General features: G+C 30.5%; 15 protein-coding genes. 13 read left to right on the plus strand and 2 right to left on the minus strand.

Going from position 1 to position 18234, the window contains the following annotated elements:
* Positions 1-658: cohesin domain-containing protein (locus tag FAY47_RS09920; RefSeq protein ID WP_243129592.1), on the minus strand; the 658-nt coding region annotated here is incomplete at its 3' end.
* A 157-nt stretch (positions 659-815) separates the two neighbouring features.
* Here FAY47_RS09920 and FAY47_RS09925 point away from each other — a divergent pair.
* From FAY47_RS09925 to FAY47_RS09935, 3 genes are all read left to right on the plus strand, one after another.
* On the plus strand, positions 816-2342 hold the full coding sequence (locus FAY47_RS09925; RefSeq protein ID WP_185966789.1) for a dockerin type I domain-containing protein: 1527 nt from the start codon (positions 816-818) through the stop codon (positions 2340-2342).
* 54 nt (positions 2343-2396) lie between these two features.
* Complete coding sequence (locus FAY47_RS09930; RefSeq protein ID WP_143316558.1) at positions 2397-4319, plus strand: glucosaminidase domain-containing protein; 1923 nt, start codon at positions 2397-2399, stop codon at positions 4317-4319.
* Between the two features lie 85 nt (positions 4320-4404).
* Positions 4405-5277, plus strand: coding sequence for a cohesin domain-containing protein (locus tag FAY47_RS09935; RefSeq protein WP_143316559.1), 873 nt, complete (start codon positions 4405-4407; stop codon positions 5275-5277).
* An 83-nt stretch (positions 5278-5360) separates the two neighbouring features.
* Here FAY47_RS09935 and FAY47_RS09940 read toward each other — a convergent pair whose 3' ends face one another.
* Positions 5361-7568 (minus strand): hypothetical protein, encoded by a 2208-nt coding sequence (locus FAY47_RS09940; protein WP_143316560.1) that lies wholly within the window; start codon positions 7566-7568, stop codon positions 5361-5363.
* A gap of 367 nt (positions 7569-7935) precedes the next feature.
* Between FAY47_RS09940 and essC the strand changes: the two genes are divergently transcribed.
* From essC to FAY47_RS20285, 10 genes are all read left to right on the plus strand, one after another.
* Positions 7936-12534 carry a type VII secretion protein EssC gene (essC, locus tag FAY47_RS09945; RefSeq protein ID WP_143316561.1) on the plus strand — a complete coding sequence of 1533 codons (4599 nt, stop codon included), beginning with the start codon at positions 7936-7938 and terminating at the stop codon, positions 12532-12534.
* 4 nt (positions 12535-12538) lie between these two features.
* Positions 12539-12790 carry a methyltransferase gene (locus FAY47_RS09950; RefSeq protein WP_143316562.1) on the plus strand — a complete coding sequence of 84 codons (252 nt, stop codon included), beginning with the start codon at positions 12539-12541 and terminating at the stop codon, positions 12788-12790.
* Between the two features lie 26 nt (positions 12791-12816).
* A complete protein-coding gene (locus tag FAY47_RS09955) occupies positions 12817-13119 on the plus strand; it encodes a WXG100 family type VII secretion target (protein WP_143316563.1) in 303 nt (100 codons plus the stop codon).
* 16 nt (positions 13120-13135) lie between these two features.
* Positions 13136-13438, plus strand: coding sequence for a pore-forming ESAT-6 family protein (locus FAY47_RS09960; protein ID WP_143316564.1), 303 nt, complete (start codon positions 13136-13138; stop codon positions 13436-13438).
* 30 nt (positions 13439-13468) lie between these two features.
* Positions 13469-13714, plus strand: coding sequence for a hypothetical protein (locus FAY47_RS09965; RefSeq protein WP_143316565.1), 246 nt, complete (start codon positions 13469-13471; stop codon positions 13712-13714).
* Positions 13715-13747: 33 nt separating this feature from the next.
* A complete protein-coding gene (locus FAY47_RS09970; RefSeq protein WP_207706234.1) occupies positions 13748-14755 on the plus strand; it encodes a hypothetical protein in 1008 nt (335 codons plus the stop codon).
* Positions 14756-14910: 155 nt separating this feature from the next.
* Positions 14911-15360, plus strand: coding sequence for a DUF5085 family protein (locus FAY47_RS09975; RefSeq protein WP_143316567.1), 450 nt, complete (start codon positions 14911-14913; stop codon positions 15358-15360).
* A 2-nt stretch (positions 15361-15362) separates the two neighbouring features.
* On the plus strand, positions 15363-15833 hold the full coding sequence (locus FAY47_RS09980) for a DUF5085 family protein (RefSeq protein WP_143316568.1): 471 nt from the start codon (positions 15363-15365) through the stop codon (positions 15831-15833).
* 227 nt (positions 15834-16060) lie between these two features.
* Positions 16061-17815 carry a leucine-rich repeat domain-containing protein gene (locus FAY47_RS09985; protein WP_185966791.1) on the plus strand — a complete coding sequence of 585 codons (1755 nt, stop codon included), beginning with the start codon at positions 16061-16063 and terminating at the stop codon, positions 17813-17815.
* A 110-nt stretch (positions 17816-17925) separates the two neighbouring features.
* Positions 17926-18234 (plus strand): hypothetical protein (locus FAY47_RS20285; protein WP_207706235.1); only part of this gene is annotated, 309 nt, incomplete at its 3' end.

Below are 18234 nucleotides of genomic sequence, written 5' to 3' on the forward strand. Positions count from 1 at the left end.
TTCTAGTAATTGCTGAAGTAGTAATGCTCTTATCAACAGCCCCATATCCAATCTTATTTCCAAGATCATCAGAAAGCTTAACACAAGTAGTAAACCCATATAAAGATAAAACCTCATTACCACTTGTAGTTTTTAAATTAATAGTTCCAGCTTTAAGTATCTTAGCTCTTATTACAGCAATAGAACCGCTTCCGCTTATAGGAGTTGCAGAACCAGTCAATGACATAGCAATATTAGCTTGTCCAGTTACTGGAGTTGTTTGAATAGTTTTAACTTCTGCACTAGATAGTAAGCTTCCTTTAGAAATACTTTCAATTTGAAGTAAGCTAGTATCATATAAGAAATCAACAGAAGCTCCGTAAAGATTACTTACTGAAGATATATTTACAGCAATATCAATAGTACTACCCACAGTAGGTGAACCAGTTACACCATACGAAATACTACTAGTAGTTGCCATAAAACTTTTGTCTAATCCCCCAGTAAATATATTGGGTAAACCAACATTTTCATTGTTAGTTAGAGTAGTATCTTCCACAGTAGCATTGCTTGTACTTTCTAAGGCAGCCTTAGTCGTAATGCTTGGAAGAGTAAATTGCGATAAAAAGATGAAAGTACAAGAAATTGCACAAATCTTTTTAATTAGGTTATTTTTCATAATAACATCATTTCCCCCTTTGTAAAATTTATTTCGTTCGTCATATATATTTTATAGGTTTTATTACAAAATGTATAGTGTAATTTTACTATCTGACATAAGAAGAAAAATATGATAAAATAATATTGTAATGGTTTATAAAAAAGGGGGAAAAAAGATGAAAAAAGTATCTAAAATCTTATTTTTTATATTGAGTTTTAATTTAATAACATTTTTACCTGTAAGTGCAGAAATTGTTAGTGGTGAAAATGGTAACATAGAAGCAAGCAGTTCTCAAAATTTAAGTGATTCAAAAGTTGTACAAGGGTCTATGAGTTTAGACCAATACATGAGCTATAAAGAATATCCAACAACCTTAACGCAAACTTTTAATGCTTATACTGGATTAAAGTCTGCATCAATAGGTGAGCAACAAATAATAGCTGCAATAAAGACAGGTTTAGAAAATCTACAAACTAGAATTAATTTAGATAATTATATACAATATTTTAGATATGAAAGTCAATATAAATTACCTATGGAGTATTATTTTGATACTTTATATGAATATCCAGAAATTTTCTATCCAAACTTAAGTGTAGATTGTGAGTACTATAAAAATTCATCTAGTGAAATAACAAGATACACTCTTAAGGTAACTTATTCCAACGATAATACAACAATAAATTCTATGAAAACTAAATTTAATGATAAGGTTCAAGAAGTGAAAAACAATTATTTATCTACTGCTACTACAGCTTTAGAGAAAGAATATGCAATTCATGATTACATAATCAAAAATACTACCTATGATATGATGAATTATCAAAATAATACTGTCCCTAATATTTCTCATACAGCCTATGGATCATTAGTTAATGGAGTTGCTGTATGTGATGGATATTCAAAAGCAGCACGGCTTTTCTTAAGAGATAGTGGTATAGAATCTGGTATAGTAACGAGTAAGGCAATTAATCACGCATGGAATTTTATAAAGCTTGATGGATATTATTATTTTCTTGATTTAACTTGGGATGATCCAGATCGTGGCGATTGGGTTTCCTATAAATATTTTAATGCAACAGATGCTGAAATGAAAAGCGGTACAAGCCCCCATGTATGGGATGAACAAGGATATCCTAGTGCTGTTAATTCAACATATAGCTTTTTAAGAAGTGGAGATAGCTATAAAAGATATAAGGATAAATTATATTATTCAGATATAGTAAATAAAACTTACTTATTAAACTCAGTTGACTTAAAAGGTGCAAATAAGACGTTAGTTTATGATGCTGATTATGTTTTGGATTTAGCGGTTTATAAAAATAATGCGTATTGCGCTTCAGCAAAATATGATGAGGCGGGAAATAAATTATATTATGTGTATAGATTAAATTTAACTAATAAAGATGATAGAGTTATTTTTGCAACTTCAGGTCAATTAAATGATATATCTCAAAGTGGATCAAATCTTGTTATATCATATGCTGAAGGTGGAATAAGCAAGACAGAAACTGTATCCATAGCGTATAATGAAGATGTAAATTCAGATGGAGTAGTTGATATGCTTGACTTAGCGATTTTAGGAAATTCCTATAATGCAAAAGCTGGGACAAGCTTATATAAAGCAAGTTATGATGTAAATTCAGATTCAATTATAGATATATATGACATAACAAAAGTTGCAACTGAATTTAAATTATAATTAGGGGATAAATTTGGCACTTTACAGTTAATATTTAAGAAAGAGGCGGGCTAAATGATGATAAAAAAAATAATTTCTATGTCTGTTTTAGCAATGGTACTTCTACCGCAGATACCAGTAAGTGCAGCAGATATAATGTCAGGACAAAAATATGAAAAAAAAGTGGTTAAAACTATAACCAAGACTTTTCTAAGTCCAGCTGAAGAAGAAAACTTAACTGAAGAAGAAAAAATACTTGCAGAGGAAAGTGAACTAGAAAAGTCTAGCTATGAAACATTAGTGCCAAAAACAGATGCTAATTATGAAGTGACTTTAGCTTACAGTGATGGAAGTTATTCATATGTTGGAAATGCTAGCACCTATGATAAAGCAGTTCAAACAGCAGAAGCTAGCACAGGTAGTTTAACAGTTACCTTTGCATCTGATGTAGTAATACCTACTGTAATAAATTCTGTTGGAGAAGTTGTTTATGCTACAGAAGATATAGGAAGGTCTTGGTATAAGAGTAATACTTCTGGAAGACATGAAACATCAAATGTTTTTGCTGATCCAGGTTTAACTGATGCATATACATATATACATGATTGGTACATAAGTGAGTTGCCTCTTATTGAAGATAGAGAAAGAGAGGCAAAAGTATTAGTTGCAGGTTATGAAGGATGGATGAATAAGGACATTAATAGAGATCCTAATCATGATGGGTACAATAATAGCGATATAGTTATTCAACCTATAAATCAAGTAACTAATCCAAGCTACTATACGGTAACAAATGGACTTTTAAAGCATTTTATATCAACAAGTATGGATACCGCAGGAAAAGGAACTATGAGAACTATAGGAATAGCACCTAGTTTCCTAAAAGAAGGACAGACATATTATAGTTATGATGGTAATTATTTTTATGATAGTTCTCAAGGTATAACTAATTCTCTTATAACCTTAACAAGAGATCTTAGAAATGGAAATCATAATAATTCAATTAATAGTCAAAATCCTTACTATAATTATTATAATTATCTACCTTTCAGAACTAAAACAAACTATACAGCAGAAGATTTGGATAGATATATAAATAACAATACGCAAAGTACAAGTAAACTTAGAGGTTTAGGACAAGCTCTTAAAGAAGCAGAACAAGTTTATGGAGTGAATGCTTTATTAGCTTTATCAGTAGCTATAAATGAATCTGGTAGAGGAATGTCAACTTTAGCTCAAGAGAAGAACAATTTATTTGGATTAAATGCAACAGATTATAATACATCTGTGAATGCAACTTATTATAGTTCTACAAGAGATTGTGTTATGGAATTTGCAAAAACATATATATCGAGAGGTTATACTGATACTACAGATTGGAGAGATTATGGAGGCTTTCTAGGAAATAAGAAACTTGGAGCTAATGTTAAGTATGCATCTGATCCATTTTGGTCTGAAAAAGCCGTATCTTTTGCAATGGAAATAGAACTATATTTATCAGATCAAAATGTAGCTAACATGAAAGACTATAATTATTATCAGTTAATTAGATATACAGGAACAAACACAGTAAAAACATCATCAGGAAATCTTCTTTATAATATACAAGGAACTGTTAATCCTGGATATGGAAGTTTTGTAGGGGCGGTTTCGGCAATTTCAACAGCTAAAACTACAAGTGTAGCAGGAGTAAACAGTTTTGAAATTAACCCAGAAAGAACTACACCAAATTCTTTAGGAAATTTTGATGGATTTTATGATTGGAATATTAAGGGGTATATTAATACATCCAATATAGAGTTTGTAAATAAAGGGAAGAATGGTTTTAGAGATGAGGATATTGATTTTGATGGAAATATAAGTTTTACTGATTTAGCCATTGTTGGACAAGCATATAATTCTAGGGCTGGTGAATTAGGTTGGAATAGTAAATATGATATTAATGGCGATGGAATAGTTGATATATATGATTTGGTTAAAATTTCAAGGAATCTATAAGACTGTAGGACAAGCATTTTCTAGTGCTTGTCCTAATATTTTATGATAAAATATATATAATAATGTAAATACGAGGAGACATGAGATGAAAAAAAGTAGAAGTAGATTTAAGCCAACTATTATTACATTAATATTCACATTTATTTTAACAATAACACTACCATATAATAGAATAGTTAGAGCGGAAGAAGATCCTAATGCTGCAATAATTAAAGCTACTACAAATGTAGATGGAGATGGACATGTCAAAGCAGGATCAGATATAGAGATAACTGTAAACTTAGATAATTTAACAAATTTTTATGCAGGTTCAGTTGAATATACATATGACAATACTTTATTACAAGTAAGTTCTATAGAAGTTAGCCCTAAAATTAAGGAGCATAATCCTTTTGAAGCATATAATGATGTTGCGAGACAAGGTAATAAGGCAAGATATGGATTTACCTTTATGTCAGCAGATGAACAAGGAATTAGTGGGCAAAGTAATTTTGTTACAATAAAGGCTAAGGCTTTAAAAGATGGACAACTAACAGTTGGAAAGCAGGATTTTCAATATCAACTTGTAAGCAAGGTAGATGGAAATGTAAAAGAGATGAGTTCTACATATTTTAAAAACAAAGAAAATACTTGGAGTGTAACAAAAAAAACTTCAAGTGATGGGAAAAAGACAGAGGAAAAAGTAGAATTAGTTGCTTCCAATCAATCAAATAATAACAATAGTGAAACTAATAAGGATGGACAAACAGCAAATAATAACGCTTCAGAAAATAAGGATGGACAAAATCAGGAAAATGGAGCTTTAGAACAACCTTCAGATCAGGCCTCTGAAGCTAGTGATTCTGAAAGTAATGATGACAAGGGTGGAAATACCCTTGCATATGTAGGCTTAGCTTTAGGTTGCATGGTTGTAGCTGCTGGTGTAAGTTTTGTTGTTTATAAAAAGAGAAAGAAGTAGCAATTAAGATTTAGTTTATGGTATAAATAAAAAAGATGATTTCTAATTATGAGAAATCATCTTTTTTAAGTTATACTTATTTTCTAGAATTTATAGTTAGGATTTTGAAGCATAAGTTTAGCTATTTCAGATAAGTCATCATCATCAATAGCGCCATTAAGAACTACGTCAGTATTATATTGAGGAAGAGATGTAGGCTCTTCTCCATAATGTCTTCCGTCAATAGCTAAGTCTAATAGTGAGAATTCACCATCATTATTAACATCAGTTAATTCTTTATCTGATATATTTATAATAGCTTGTCCACACTCTGCATCCTTTAAATCTCTCTCCATTTTTATACCATCAGATACTCGTCCTTTAGTAACGTCTATTAGAGCATCTCCAGGGGCAATTCCTTTAAAGTTTAACTTTAATAATGTTTTTTTTGAGTTAACAACATTTGCAAGGCCTTTACTTACTAGAATAAATCTTAATTCTCCATCTTGTACATTATTCTTAACTAATTTTATCCCATCAACTTCATTAAAATCTAAGAACTTTAATTTAGAGCTATCGTATTTTATTCTAATATCTTCAGCTGCAATTTCCTTAATGTTATCTATAGTTAAGAAAGCTGATACATTTTCATTTAAATGAATTCTACTCTTTTCAGGGTCTATGTTTAAAATTACCTTAGGAATAATGTTAGAAATTGTGATATCATTAGTAGTTTTATGACCTTCTTTATCTACTGCAACAAATGTATAAGTACCATTTTCAGATACAGCATAATCTGTAGTAGAAGCATTTACCCAATTTCCATCAGGTGTTTGTATTTTATCAATTCCAGATCCAGTACTTGCTGCAGTAGCAGTTATAGTGACAGGATCACTTGTTTCTGCAGTTGTGCTTGGAGTTAATGTAAGTGTTGGATATGAATATTTATAATGTGATACCTCAGACATATTTCCAGCATTATCGATAGCAGCAACATGAACATAAAAATCATCAGTATATGATTGATCTACAGTGTAGTTATTTGAAGTTGTAGTAATTTCATTTTTAGGAATAGTATTTGGATTTTTATCAACAACGATTGAATATCCTTTAAGTCCAGTGGTAATAGTTCCAGATTTTGTATCGGATTTTGTCTTGTTTCCGGTTTTTAATTCTGTTGCTTCAACATAATAATCATAAGTAGTACCATTATCAGTGGAAGGATCAAAAGTTATATTAGTTTTATTATTAGTAATATCAGTTGTAATATTAGTTATATTTGGTTTGGTAGGCCCATCTAAATCTTGTCCTTTGTGATCATTCCAACTTGTTGCTTCTGTTACTTGAGCTAAATAGAATAAGGTGTTTGCTAAGATTTTTTGTTCATCTTCAGTAGCAGATCCATCTGAATGTCCAGTTTGAATCATAGCAGTGTTGTTCCATGTAGTTAGATAGAAGTTATTTGTAGTCGCTTTTCCATTATAACTAGTCACCTCAGGATTATTATCACTACTAGGAACTCCAGTAAATACGTTATCTTTGATTGTATTTGCAGTATATTTAATCCAAACATCTCCGAAGGCGAACTGTCCAGTAGTATGAGACATAGGAACGTTTAGTTTAGTACCAATGTTACCTATGTTCCATGGGTAATTTGTTAGTAAACCTTTTTTGTTTAAAGTAACAGAAGTATATCCATATGACTTAGAGACATTTGGGATAATATTAAGGTATGAACATAAATTGTTCCTATTTACTGAATAAAACCAAAATGTATCATGTCCTCCCAAGTATCCTCTGCCAGCTTTTATGAAATCTTCTATAACTTTTTCAGCATTTTGAGATAAATCTTTTTTTTTATTACAATCCCAGGCACCTTCATAAATAACATCATATTTCCAGTTGCCGTTAGAATCTTTAAGATAACTTTCAGGATTTGAATTAAATATATCTATATCAACTTCATCAACAGATATAAGATTTCTACCAAATTTATTAGTCTCCATCCATGTTTTTAAATTGTTTCCCTTGCCAGGATATATATTTAACACCTTAACGTTATTTTTGGCAGGTATACTTTGATATAATGGATCTGTTGATCTTTTGGAATAAATCATATAAGAGTAATTGTTAGATTTATCAGGTGATGTCCAGTTGAGAGAAATGTAGTTACCAGCGTTGTTAGGTTCAACGCTTAAAGATGAAATATCTGCTGTGGATTGATCTACAGCATATACAATATTAGAGCTAAAGAAAGTAATAAATAGTAATATACTTCCTAAGAATTTGATTAAGTATTTTTTGTTTTTCATAAAAATTATCCCCCATTTCTTAATCTTTTGCAGTTAATTATTTGCAATAATATATGAACATGTTCATTAATAATTATATATTTAATAATAAGAGGTATCAAGAAATAATATACATTTATGTTCGAAATTGGCTTATATGTGTATATTATAGGTATAATGATAAGCTAACTCAAATAAATTGAGGTAGCTTATATGTTTCATATTTCAAATTAATTAGCAAAGGGACTAAAGTCCTATAAAAATACGTAAAATGGTCCTATTTACATGCATTTTCAGCTAATGTAAAATTAAAATCGTATAATTGGTTAAATATAAAAATAGTACAAATTTAATATAAGACCATTACAAAATAAGGGGGATAAATGAAATGTTATTAACATTATTAGATAAAAATAATAGCTTGGATTTTATCTTACCTCAAAAAATATCAGGGAAATACATAATAAAAACCATAGACAAAAACAAGAAAAAAGTCCCTTTGATAGCTATAGAAGAAGAAGAGGGAAAATGGTTTTTAAAATCAAACAAAAATGCATACTTAAATGATTCTAATAATGAAAAAATATCAAAGCTTGAACTTCAACCTTCTAATGTTTATAGAATAAATAGGATAGGTGAAGAACCAGCCATATTATGTACACAAAGGCCTACAAAGGGAACCTATGAGTATACAAAGTATGTTGTAAAGCAAAGTTTAATTAATATAGGTAGAGGAAAGCAAAATCAAATTTGTTATCCAGATAAACTAGTATCAGTTGGACATTGCTATATTACATATGACTCAATGGGAAACGGGACAATAGTTGATAATAATAGTTCTAATGGAACATATGTTAATGGGATAAAGATAAAAGAAAAATTATTATCAAATGGTGATGCTATTTATATAATGGGGCTTAAAATAATCTACAATGGAAGGTTAATTGGAATAAATAATCCAGATAATCTAGTAGAGATAAGTGAATTTGCGTTAGAAGAGTTTAAACAAGAAGAACCAGAAATGGCATGTGAAGAAGAATTTGATGATTTTGATATTAAGGATGAAGATAATGATGTCTTTTATCGTTCGCCTAGATTCAAAAGGGATATTGAAAGAGTAAATTTTACAATTGATAGTCCACCATCAAGAGGAAATAAAAATGAAATGCCTATAATCTTTATGCTGGGACCTGCAATGACTATGGGTATGGCAAGTCTTTTTACTGGAATGGTTACACTTAATAATGTTCTTCGTTCTGGTAATGATGTAATGACAGCTATGCCAACTTTGATAATGTCTTTTAGCATGCTACTTGGAACAGTTCTATGGCCTGTTCTATCTAAAAGGTATGAAAAAAGAAAAAACAAGGAAGCAGAAGAAGTAAGACAAAGAAGGTATAAAGAATATTTATCCCAAATAAGACAAGACATAAATATTGAGGCAGAAAAACAAATAGAAATATTATATGAAAATAATATTTCGCCAGAGGAATGTATTGCACGTATTCAAAATCATGAAAGAAATCTCTGGGAAAGGACTAATAATCACAACGACTTTTTAAAGGTTAGGCTTGGAATAGGGGACATGCCACTAGATGCAGAGATTAAAACTCAAGGTAAGAAATTTACAGTTGAAGAGGATAATCTCTTAGAGGAGTTATATAAGTTGTTGGATGAGCCAAAGGTATTACATGATGTGCCAATAACTCTATCATTCCTTGAAGAAAAGGTTTGTGGGATTATTGGAGAAAGAGAAATGACTAAGGCACTTCTTAAATCAATTATATTACAGCTTATGGCTCTACATGGATATGATGAGTTAAAGCTTATATTTATTTATGATGATGAAGAAGAGAAGGATTGGAGCTTTACAAAGTGGCTACCACATACTTGGAAGGGCGATAAGAGTATTAGATTTATAGGGACTAATGCTCAAGATGTAAAGGAGTTATCTAGTGAGATAGAAAAAGAAATAATTTATAGATCTTCACTAAGTAACGAAGAAATAGACGAGGAAATTCCGAGATTTGTTATTTTTTCTTTGAGCAAAACATTAGGAAATAAAGCTGAGTTCATTAAGACTATTTTAGAAGAAAAGAAAGATTTAGGTTTTAGGATAGTAACTTTATATGATGAGCTGAAAAATCTTCCTAAGGAATGTACAAAGGTAATTGAAATAAATCAGGGAATGTCTAAAATTTATGACAAGTATGATATTTCAGGGAGATATACAGAGTTTAAAGTTGATATTCTTTCAGCAGATATAATGGAAGAGGTAGCAATTGATTTAGCTAACATAAAACTTGATACATTAACTAATAGTTTTGTGCTTCCAGAAACATTAACCTTTCTAGAAATGTTTAAAGTATCTAAGATAGAGCATTTAAATATTCTAGAAAGATGGAAGGAAAATAATCCAACTAAAGCACTTGAAACTGAAATAGGTGTAGATACCATGGGAGAAGCGTTTAAACTTGATCTCCATGAGAAGTTTCATGGACCGCACGGACTTATAGCTGGGATGACTGGTTCGGGTAAAAGTGAGTTTATAATGACTTTTATATTATCTTTAGCAGTCAATTATCATCCAGATGAAGTAGCTTTTATACTTATTGATTATAAAGGTGGAGGAATGGCAAATACATTTACTAATTTGCCACATTTAGCAGGAACTATTACAAATCTAGATGGAGCAGCAGTTAAAAGATCATTAATTTCAATACAAAGTGAACTGAAGCGCAGGCAAGGGATATTTAGTGAAACTAGTAAAAACTTAGGGGTAAGTAATATAGATATATATAAATACCAAAAGCTCTATAGGGAGGGCAAGGTATTTGAGCCCCTTCAACATTTATTTATAATTTCTGATGAGTTTGCAGAACTTAAAACTAGCCAGCCAGAATTTATGGAACAGCTTGTAAGTGCTGCTAGAATAGGTAGAAGTTTAGGGGTGCACTTAATACTTGCAACTCAAAAGCCTTCAGGAATAGTTGATGATCAAATCTGGAGTAATAGTAGGTTTAGAATTTCTTTGAAGGTTCAAGAGATATCTGACAGTATGGATGTAATAAAAAGGCCAGATGCAGCTAAGCTTTCTACAACAGGAAGATTTTATTTGCAGGTAGGCTTTAATGAATTATTTGAGATGGGACAATCTGCTTGGTCAGGTGCTCCGTATTATCCATCAGATAAAATTGAAATAGAAAAGAATGAAGAAATTCAAGTGATAGATAAGCTTGGAAGAGTTATGAAAAGCTTAAAGCTTAATAAAAGGACTGAAGTTAGTTCTAATCCACCAAAGCAAATTGATGAAATAGTTAAGTTTATTTCAGATATTGCTAAGGAGGAAAAGCTAAAGGTTAAACCATTATGGTTAGAGCCAATAGCAGAATTAATTTATATAGATGAGCTAAAGAAGAAATATCATATACCAAAGAGTAAGGAGTTCCTCTTAGAGCCAGTGATAGGGGAATACGATGACCCTACAAATCAATCACAACATATAATGACATTGCCTCTTTCAAGAGAGGGAAATGTGATTTTATATGGTTCTGCTGGAAATGGGAAAACTACTTTTTTAACTTCCTTGATATATTCATTAATGGAAGAACATACGCCAGAAGAGTTAAATATGTACATTTTAGATTTCGCTTCAGAAACCTTAAGATCATTTAAAAAGGCGCCACATGTAGGAGATGTTCTTTTATCCTACCATAGTGAGAAGATTAATAATTTATTTAAAATGCTTTACGTTGAAATTAAAAAAAGAAAAAAATTATTCTCAGACTATGGTGGTGATTATAATTCCTACATAAGAAATAGTGGTAAGAAGATAGAATCCATACTAGTAATAATTCATAATTTCGCAGCTTTTACAGAAGGGTATGGAGAGAAGGAAGAGGATGTAAGTTATTTAACTAGAGAAGGAACAAAATATGGAATATATTTTGTAATCACAGCTCTTAATACCAGCAGTGTAAGATACAGATTAGTTCAAAACTTTAAGCAGTTATTAGTGTTACAGCTTAATGATGAAGCTGAGTATTCAGCAGTACTTGGACATACCTCGGGGGTGGTACCATCCAAGTTTAAAGGTAGAGGAATATTCAAATTAGGTAAAACCTATGAATTCCAAACAGCACATATTTTTAAGGATATAGAAAATACATTTGATCTGGTAAGAGCATATTGCAATAATTACAGTGAAATGTGGACTAAAGATTGTGCTAAAAAGATACCTATATTACCTGAAAAGGTAGATGCAAAATATTTGCTTCATGAAATCAAATCTGTAAGGGGGAATAAAGTACCAATAGGGGTAGAAAAAAGTAGTTTAAAGGTAAATTGTTATGATTTTAATAGCAAATTTATATCATTGGTTTTAACTGAAAGTATAAGAGAAACTAGTTTTGCACAAGGCTTAGCTGAAGTAATGACTAAGTATGATGAAGACATAATTGTAGTAGATGGGGGACAATCATTTATAGGGGAAGAAAAGAACTATAAATACATTAGCAATGTAAGTGAATTTGAAGAAATTGCAGTTGAATTATTTAATATATTGGTGGAACGTCATAATACTATAAAAGCAGCAAAGGAAAGTGGCAGAGACATTCCAGTATATAGAAAGATTAAATGTATAATAAATTCATTTGGCGATTTTATGAAGTACCTCTCTGAAGATGGAAAAGATAAGGTAAGAGTATTTTTAGAGAACGGACAAGAAACTTACAATATAAATTTTGTAATAGTTGATACACCAAAGATTATAAGCGAATTTACATATGAACCATGGTTTAAGAAACATATTTCATTAAATGATGGAGTTTGGATTGGTAATGGAATAACAAACCAATATCAATTTAAGATAGCAAGATTTACAAATGATATGTACGAAGAGATTGGAAATGAATTTGGATACGCCATTAATCAAGGTAAGGTTAAGCTTATTAAGCTTGTATCATCTATAGATTTAGAGGAGGAATAAGTTTATGGAAAAAGTTTTAGTTGAAGTGTTTTTGCCATCAGCTAATAAGAGCTATGATGTGTATATACCATTAAAACTAAGGTTTTATGAGGTTACCTTTTTGATTTCTAAGGCAATAAGTGAATTGTCTAATGGATTTTTTAATGATCAAGAAGTGTCATTGTTTTGTGAGAAATCTACAGGGAAATTATTAAATGTTAATAGGTCTTCAGAAGAATTAGGGCTAAGAAATGGCTCTAAGTTAATGTTGTTATAAATCTTAGTCTAGGAGGGATTTTGAGAATGGGAAGAAGCATTACAGTTGATCCAAGTAAACTTGAATCAGCAGCAGCAAAGATGGAGCAGGAAGCAGCAGATTATACAAGAATCTATACTCAGCTATTTAGTGAGGTAGACTCTATGGGAACTGACTGGCAAGGTGCAGATAATATAGCATATACTAGTCAAATTAAAGGCTTTTTAGATGACTTTGAGAAGATGAAAAAACTGATGGAAGATTACGCTACTTTTTTAAGAAATAGTGCAATGACTTATAAGAACACTCAAAATGAAGTGTTAACTCAAGCTAAAGGCCTAACAAACTAAAAGGAGGAATTTAAGTATGGCAGTTGAAGGGATAAAGATAACCTTAGGTGAGGTTACTAGAACATCTCAAACAATAAGAAATTTAAACACTCAACTTAGTGCAAGGCTAGATGATATAAAAAAAGAAATGGATGCTCTAGCAGGGGCTTGGCAAAGTGACGCTTCAAATACTATAAGAGGTAATTTTAACAAATTAGTTCCAAAGTTTGAAGAGTATAAGAGAATAATAGATTCTTATGCAAAGTTTTTAGATGACACAGTTAATACTTATGATAGAGCAGAAACTACAATAAATAATAATGCTAGCGCATTTCAATAAATGAATATTTAAGAAAAGAAGTACAAAGTTATGGATGCAAATTATTCAGCTATAAATAGCGAGACAACAAATATATCTACTTATATTGAGACATTAAACTCAATTAAATTAAAGGTAACAACTTTAGGTGAAGACATTAATAGCAACTGGAAGGGAACTGAAGTTGGGTATCTGAATGAAGCTTTATGCCTTATTACAAATGAAATAACTCAGTTAAACAGAATGCTTAATACATTAAGTGATGAGATCTTAGAAGCAGCAGATGAAATAGAATAAAAATAAGGGTGGTAGTGATTATATAGAAAGTTGGTGAGAACTATAGGAATTAAAATAAATACTGAAGAAGTAAAAATGTCAGTAAATCAAGTTAATGCAATAAAAAAACAAATAGATTCCTTAGATTTCAGCGTTCTATCTATTAGTACACGATTGGATCCAAAGATTATTAGAAAGAGTTATGTTAGCAGTAGCCTTAAATCAATTCATAAAAATTTTGCTAGCATAAGTGCTATGTTAAATAACCTTTCAAGTTTCATTGATAATTCTGCTGAAAAGTATGAAAGTTGTGAAACACAAGTAATAAATGCTAGTATTAAGCTCGTTCAAGAAAGAAGATTTTCTTTAAATAGCTATGGAGAAGATGGAGAGTTATTAACTGGTTCGAATATAGATAAGAAAACAAAGTCTTCTTCACGAACTTTTCTAAAAATAAATGACTATAATACTTTAGGTTTTGCTTTACAAGTAGTAAGTGGAAGAATGAGAATTAAGGTAAGTAAATCTACAGCAGATAATACATTTGAGGTGTTTAATTCACCAGATGAATATGAGGAAAATAGCAGAAAAAGTACTTCTAAGTTTGGTGATTTTTCAAGTTTTATACATACACAAGAGGATTCTTCAAAGGAAATAGAAAATAAGTTAAAGAAGAGTCTGAAAGTATGGGATGATTTTAAGCCAAAGGAATGGATAAATATTTGTAATCCAGGTAAATCAACTAAAAGAGTAGGTGCTATAAGTACAGTAGTTACTATTGTTTCTAATTATGAAACTTTACAAAAGGGAGATACAGATAGTGTAAAGGATTTTGTTCTAGATAATGGTATAAATGAAATTTCTCATAATAACAGTGAGAAAGATTCATTGCTTTTACCTCCAGTAGGAACTGTTGTTGGAACTATAACAAAAGATGGACTTAGCATATTACAAAATCAAAAGGTATCTTTAGAGAATTACAGTAGTGATGATTTTGTACTTGGAGATATAGGAAGTATTTGTAACAATGTAGGTAATACTATGGATAAAATATTTTGGTAATAAGTTTTTATTCTAAAGGATGAACTAAAGAGGCTGCTGAAGCCTATCCTATTTTGATGTAGTTAGTTTACATACTATTTAAATAGGATAGATTTTAGAGAGAGTTATAATTGACGGGAAATTCAGCATAATAGTCAGAAGGTGGGGTTATTCTAATGGAGATAAGGCGTTCATCATTAAAGTTTAATAACGTTTTATGTGCAAAGACGAGAAGTAGTGTTAAGGATTGGTATAAGGATGCACAAGAATTAAGGAACGCAGTAATCAAAAATGGATTATATGCAACAGGGCCGATTTTTTATAAGGTGGAGAATTTTAACAGAGAAGAAGGAGAAGGTGACTATAGCTTTTATATACCTGTTAATAACAGATTAAAGATAAAAGAAAATAGTAAATATACATTTTACAATCATTTTTTAATAGAAGATGGATTAGCTTTAAAACATGTAGATTTAACTGAAAAGCTAGAAGAGTCCTATGATATTATTAGAGCTTGTGCAAAGGCGCAGAATTTTCAAGTCAAAGAGCCATTTTATAATATATATTTAGAGGTATATGGTTCAGGAATAATAGATATTTTTGCACCAATACAAGAGGAGAAGTAATTATGTATACAAATCCGAAGGATAATCTTAGATTTAGTAATGTAGTATCTAAAAAAGTAAATTTTTATTATAAAAACATGGAAGAAGAAGTTAATAACTTTTTTAAGAGTATTACTAGCAAGAAGTTAAGTGCTAAGGGACCCTTTTTCTATTCTATAAATAGTTTACCCATGGCTGAACAGGTAGAAGGTGAATTCTTTATGCCTATACATGAAGATTTAATATTTGATCTTTATGACCTAGATTTTCATAGCTATTATAGTATTGAAAATATGGTTTCGACCTGTATATATGAAGATATAGAGAATAATACTGAATTAGCTTATTTTAACCTTATAACTTATATAAATGATAATAACTTATATCAGATAACGCCAATATTTCACATAGTTTCAGGAGATAGTTCCATGAGATATGTTTTTGTTAAGATAGGAGTTACTGAAAGACAAAAGAATAGAGATGCATTTAAGTAACCTTTTAGAAAACTAGCAATATACTGATGTCTGCTATGTTTCTAAAGGGTTTATTTAACTTGAATTATATGGGTAAATAGGACTAAAGTCCTATAAAATTCCTGAATAAGGTCCTATTTACATATATTATTGGAACCTATAAAATTGGATGTAGAGTCTTTTTGAAACAGTAAAATTAGAAATAAAAATAAAAGCTAAACAGAATGTTATCGATTAGGGGGATAAGTGTGAGTAAAATAGCGAGAAATATAATGAAGAAGACATTAACTGGAGCTGTAGTCTTAGGTTTGGTATTACAGTCAGTATCAACAAGTGCTGCAGTAGAAGGAAATGTAAAGGATCAAAAGGTTGTAGAAGCTAAGGAAAGTCCTAAGGTAGAGCAAGCTAAGATGCCAGCTCAAAAGGTAGAGAATAAGGTGGAAGATAGTGCATTAGCTAAGGATAAAGTTTTAAAAGATAAAGCAGATATAGAAGTTAAAGAAAAGGTTAAAGATGAGAAAAAAACAGAAGTTACTAAGGCTAAGGAAGAAACAAAAGCTTCAAATAAGGAAGCTACTGATAATAATGTTACTGCCACAAAAGGTAGCTTAACTAAAAATCAGGCAGCATCTAATGAAGATGAAGTTGTTAATATTCCTGATGCTAACTTAAAGAAAGCCTTGAATGAGGAATTGAAGCAAGCTTCGGATGCTGCTATAACTGTAAGAAAGTTAAATGGAATAAAAGGAACTTTAAGATTTAACGAAAGAGAAATTGCAAATTTAGAAGGAATACAATATTGTACAGGTATAACTTCATTACAGTTATCTGGAGATAAAGTAAGCGATATAAGCCTATTAAAAGGATTAACAAACTTAACTGATTTAGAATTCGCAGGTAATCCAATAAGCGATATAAGTGTACTATCAGGATTAACTAACTTAACTCAATTGGGATTAGGTGGTACTAATGTAACAGATATAAGTGCAATAAGAGGTTTAAAAAATCTTACTAATTTATCTTTAGCAACGAAAAATATAAGTGATTATAGTGCTTTAAACGAGCTAACAAATTTGACATTATTAAATTTAAATTTTTCTGGAATAAGTGATTTGAGTATGGTGAAAAATTTGAAAAGTTTAACTGATTTATGGTTGGAAGAAAATGAAATAAGTGATTTAACTCCATTAAGAGGATTAACCAGTCTAAGAGAATTAGATTTATATAAAAATAGAGTAAGTGATATAAGTCCATTGAAGGAATTAAAAGAGTTGAGAGGGATAGTGATAAATAGTAATGAAATAAGTGATATAAGTCCTTTGAAAGCTTTGAGTAAATTGGAAGGAGCTAATCTTAATGATAATAAGATAAGCGATGTAAGTCCTTTAGAAGGATTAACAAGATTAAATTATATTACTCTTAAAGGAAACAGAGTAGTAGATGTGACTCCATTAAAAAATATTCGACAAGTAAATTTAGCAGATCAAGAGATATCTTTAGATGAGGTAAGAACAGCTGATGGAAAAGTTGTAGTAAAAAATCCTATAAAAGGATTGACTGTAAATGATAAAACCGTAAAATATCAAAATGGCAAAGGTAAATATAATGAAAATACCGATGAATTTTCTTGGGATAATGTAAAAGAAGATACTAAATTAAAGATTAATGTTACTCCTGATAAAATTGGAGGTAGAGCAACAACACCAGAAGGATATAACGATATACCTTTCTTTGTGTATAGTGCAGTTATTGAACAGCCAGTAAAGTATAGAATACAAAATGAAAATAGCGATCCAAGTAAGGGTCAAGCAGTACCACAAGGAAACGATGCAAAGGCAATAGCAAACAATACAAGTGCAACAACAAGTAAGCCTGTTAGTAAGGTAGGAAATGGTTCTACAGCAAAAACAGGAGATGTAGGAATGTTGGGTGTTTTAGGAGTAGGAGTTATGTCTGTACTTGGTATGAATGCAGCAAGAAAGAAGAAAAAATATAAACATTAAAAAGCTTTAGGAAATGGAAAAAATCTGTTTCCTATTTCTTTGAATTCTTTTTGAAACAGTAAAATTAAAAATAAAAGTTAAATAGGATATTATCGATTAGGGGGATAAGTGTGAGTAAAATAGCGAGAAATATAATGAGGAAGACATTAACTGGAGCAGTAGTTTTAGGTTTGGTATTACAGTCAGTACCAACAAGTGCTGCAGTAGCAGAAAATGTAAAGGATCAAAAGGTTGTAGAAGCTAAGGAAAGTCCTAAGGTAGAGCAAGCTAAGATGCCAGCTCAAAAGGTAGAAAATAAGGTGGAAAATAGTGCATTAGCTAAGGATAAAGCTTTAAAAGATAAAACAGGTATAGAAGTTAAAGAAAAGGTTAAAGATGAGAAAAAAGTAGAAGTTACTAAGGCTAAGGAAGAAACAAAA

It is taken from the genome of Clostridium sp. HBUAS56017 (assembly GCF_007115085.1).
Lineage (GTDB): Bacteria > Bacillota > Clostridia > Clostridiales > Clostridiaceae > Clostridium > Clostridium cibarium.

Coding starts and splice junctions, on each gene's coding strand:
- FAY47_RS09925 (WP_185966789.1), top strand. CDS start 816: ATGAAAAAAGTATCTAAAATCTTATTTTTTATATTGAGTTTTAATTTA.
- FAY47_RS09930 (WP_143316558.1), top strand. CDS start 2,397: ATGATGATAAAAAAAATAATTTCTATGTCTGTTTTAGCAATGGTACTT.
- FAY47_RS09935 (WP_143316559.1), top strand. CDS start 4,405: ATGAAAAAAAGTAGAAGTAGATTTAAGCCAACTATTATTACATTAATA.
- FAY47_RS09940 (WP_143316560.1), bottom strand. CDS start 7,568: ATGAAAAACAAAAAATACTTAATCAAATTCTTAGGAAGTATATTACTA.
- essC (WP_143316561.1), top strand. CDS start 7,936: ATGTTATTAACATTATTAGATAAAAATAATAGCTTGGATTTTATCTTA.
- FAY47_RS09950 (WP_143316562.1), top strand. CDS start 12,539: ATGGAAAAAGTTTTAGTTGAAGTGTTTTTGCCATCAGCTAATAAGAGC.
- FAY47_RS09955 (WP_143316563.1), top strand. CDS start 12,817: ATGGGAAGAAGCATTACAGTTGATCCAAGTAAACTTGAATCAGCAGCA.
- FAY47_RS09960 (WP_143316564.1), top strand. CDS start 13,136: ATGGCAGTTGAAGGGATAAAGATAACCTTAGGTGAGGTTACTAGAACA.
- FAY47_RS09965 (WP_143316565.1), top strand. CDS start 13,469: ATGGATGCAAATTATTCAGCTATAAATAGCGAGACAACAAATATATCT.
- FAY47_RS09975 (WP_143316567.1), top strand. CDS start 14,911: ATGGAGATAAGGCGTTCATCATTAAAGTTTAATAACGTTTTATGTGCA.
- FAY47_RS09980 (WP_143316568.1), top strand. CDS start 15,363: ATGTATACAAATCCGAAGGATAATCTTAGATTTAGTAATGTAGTATCT.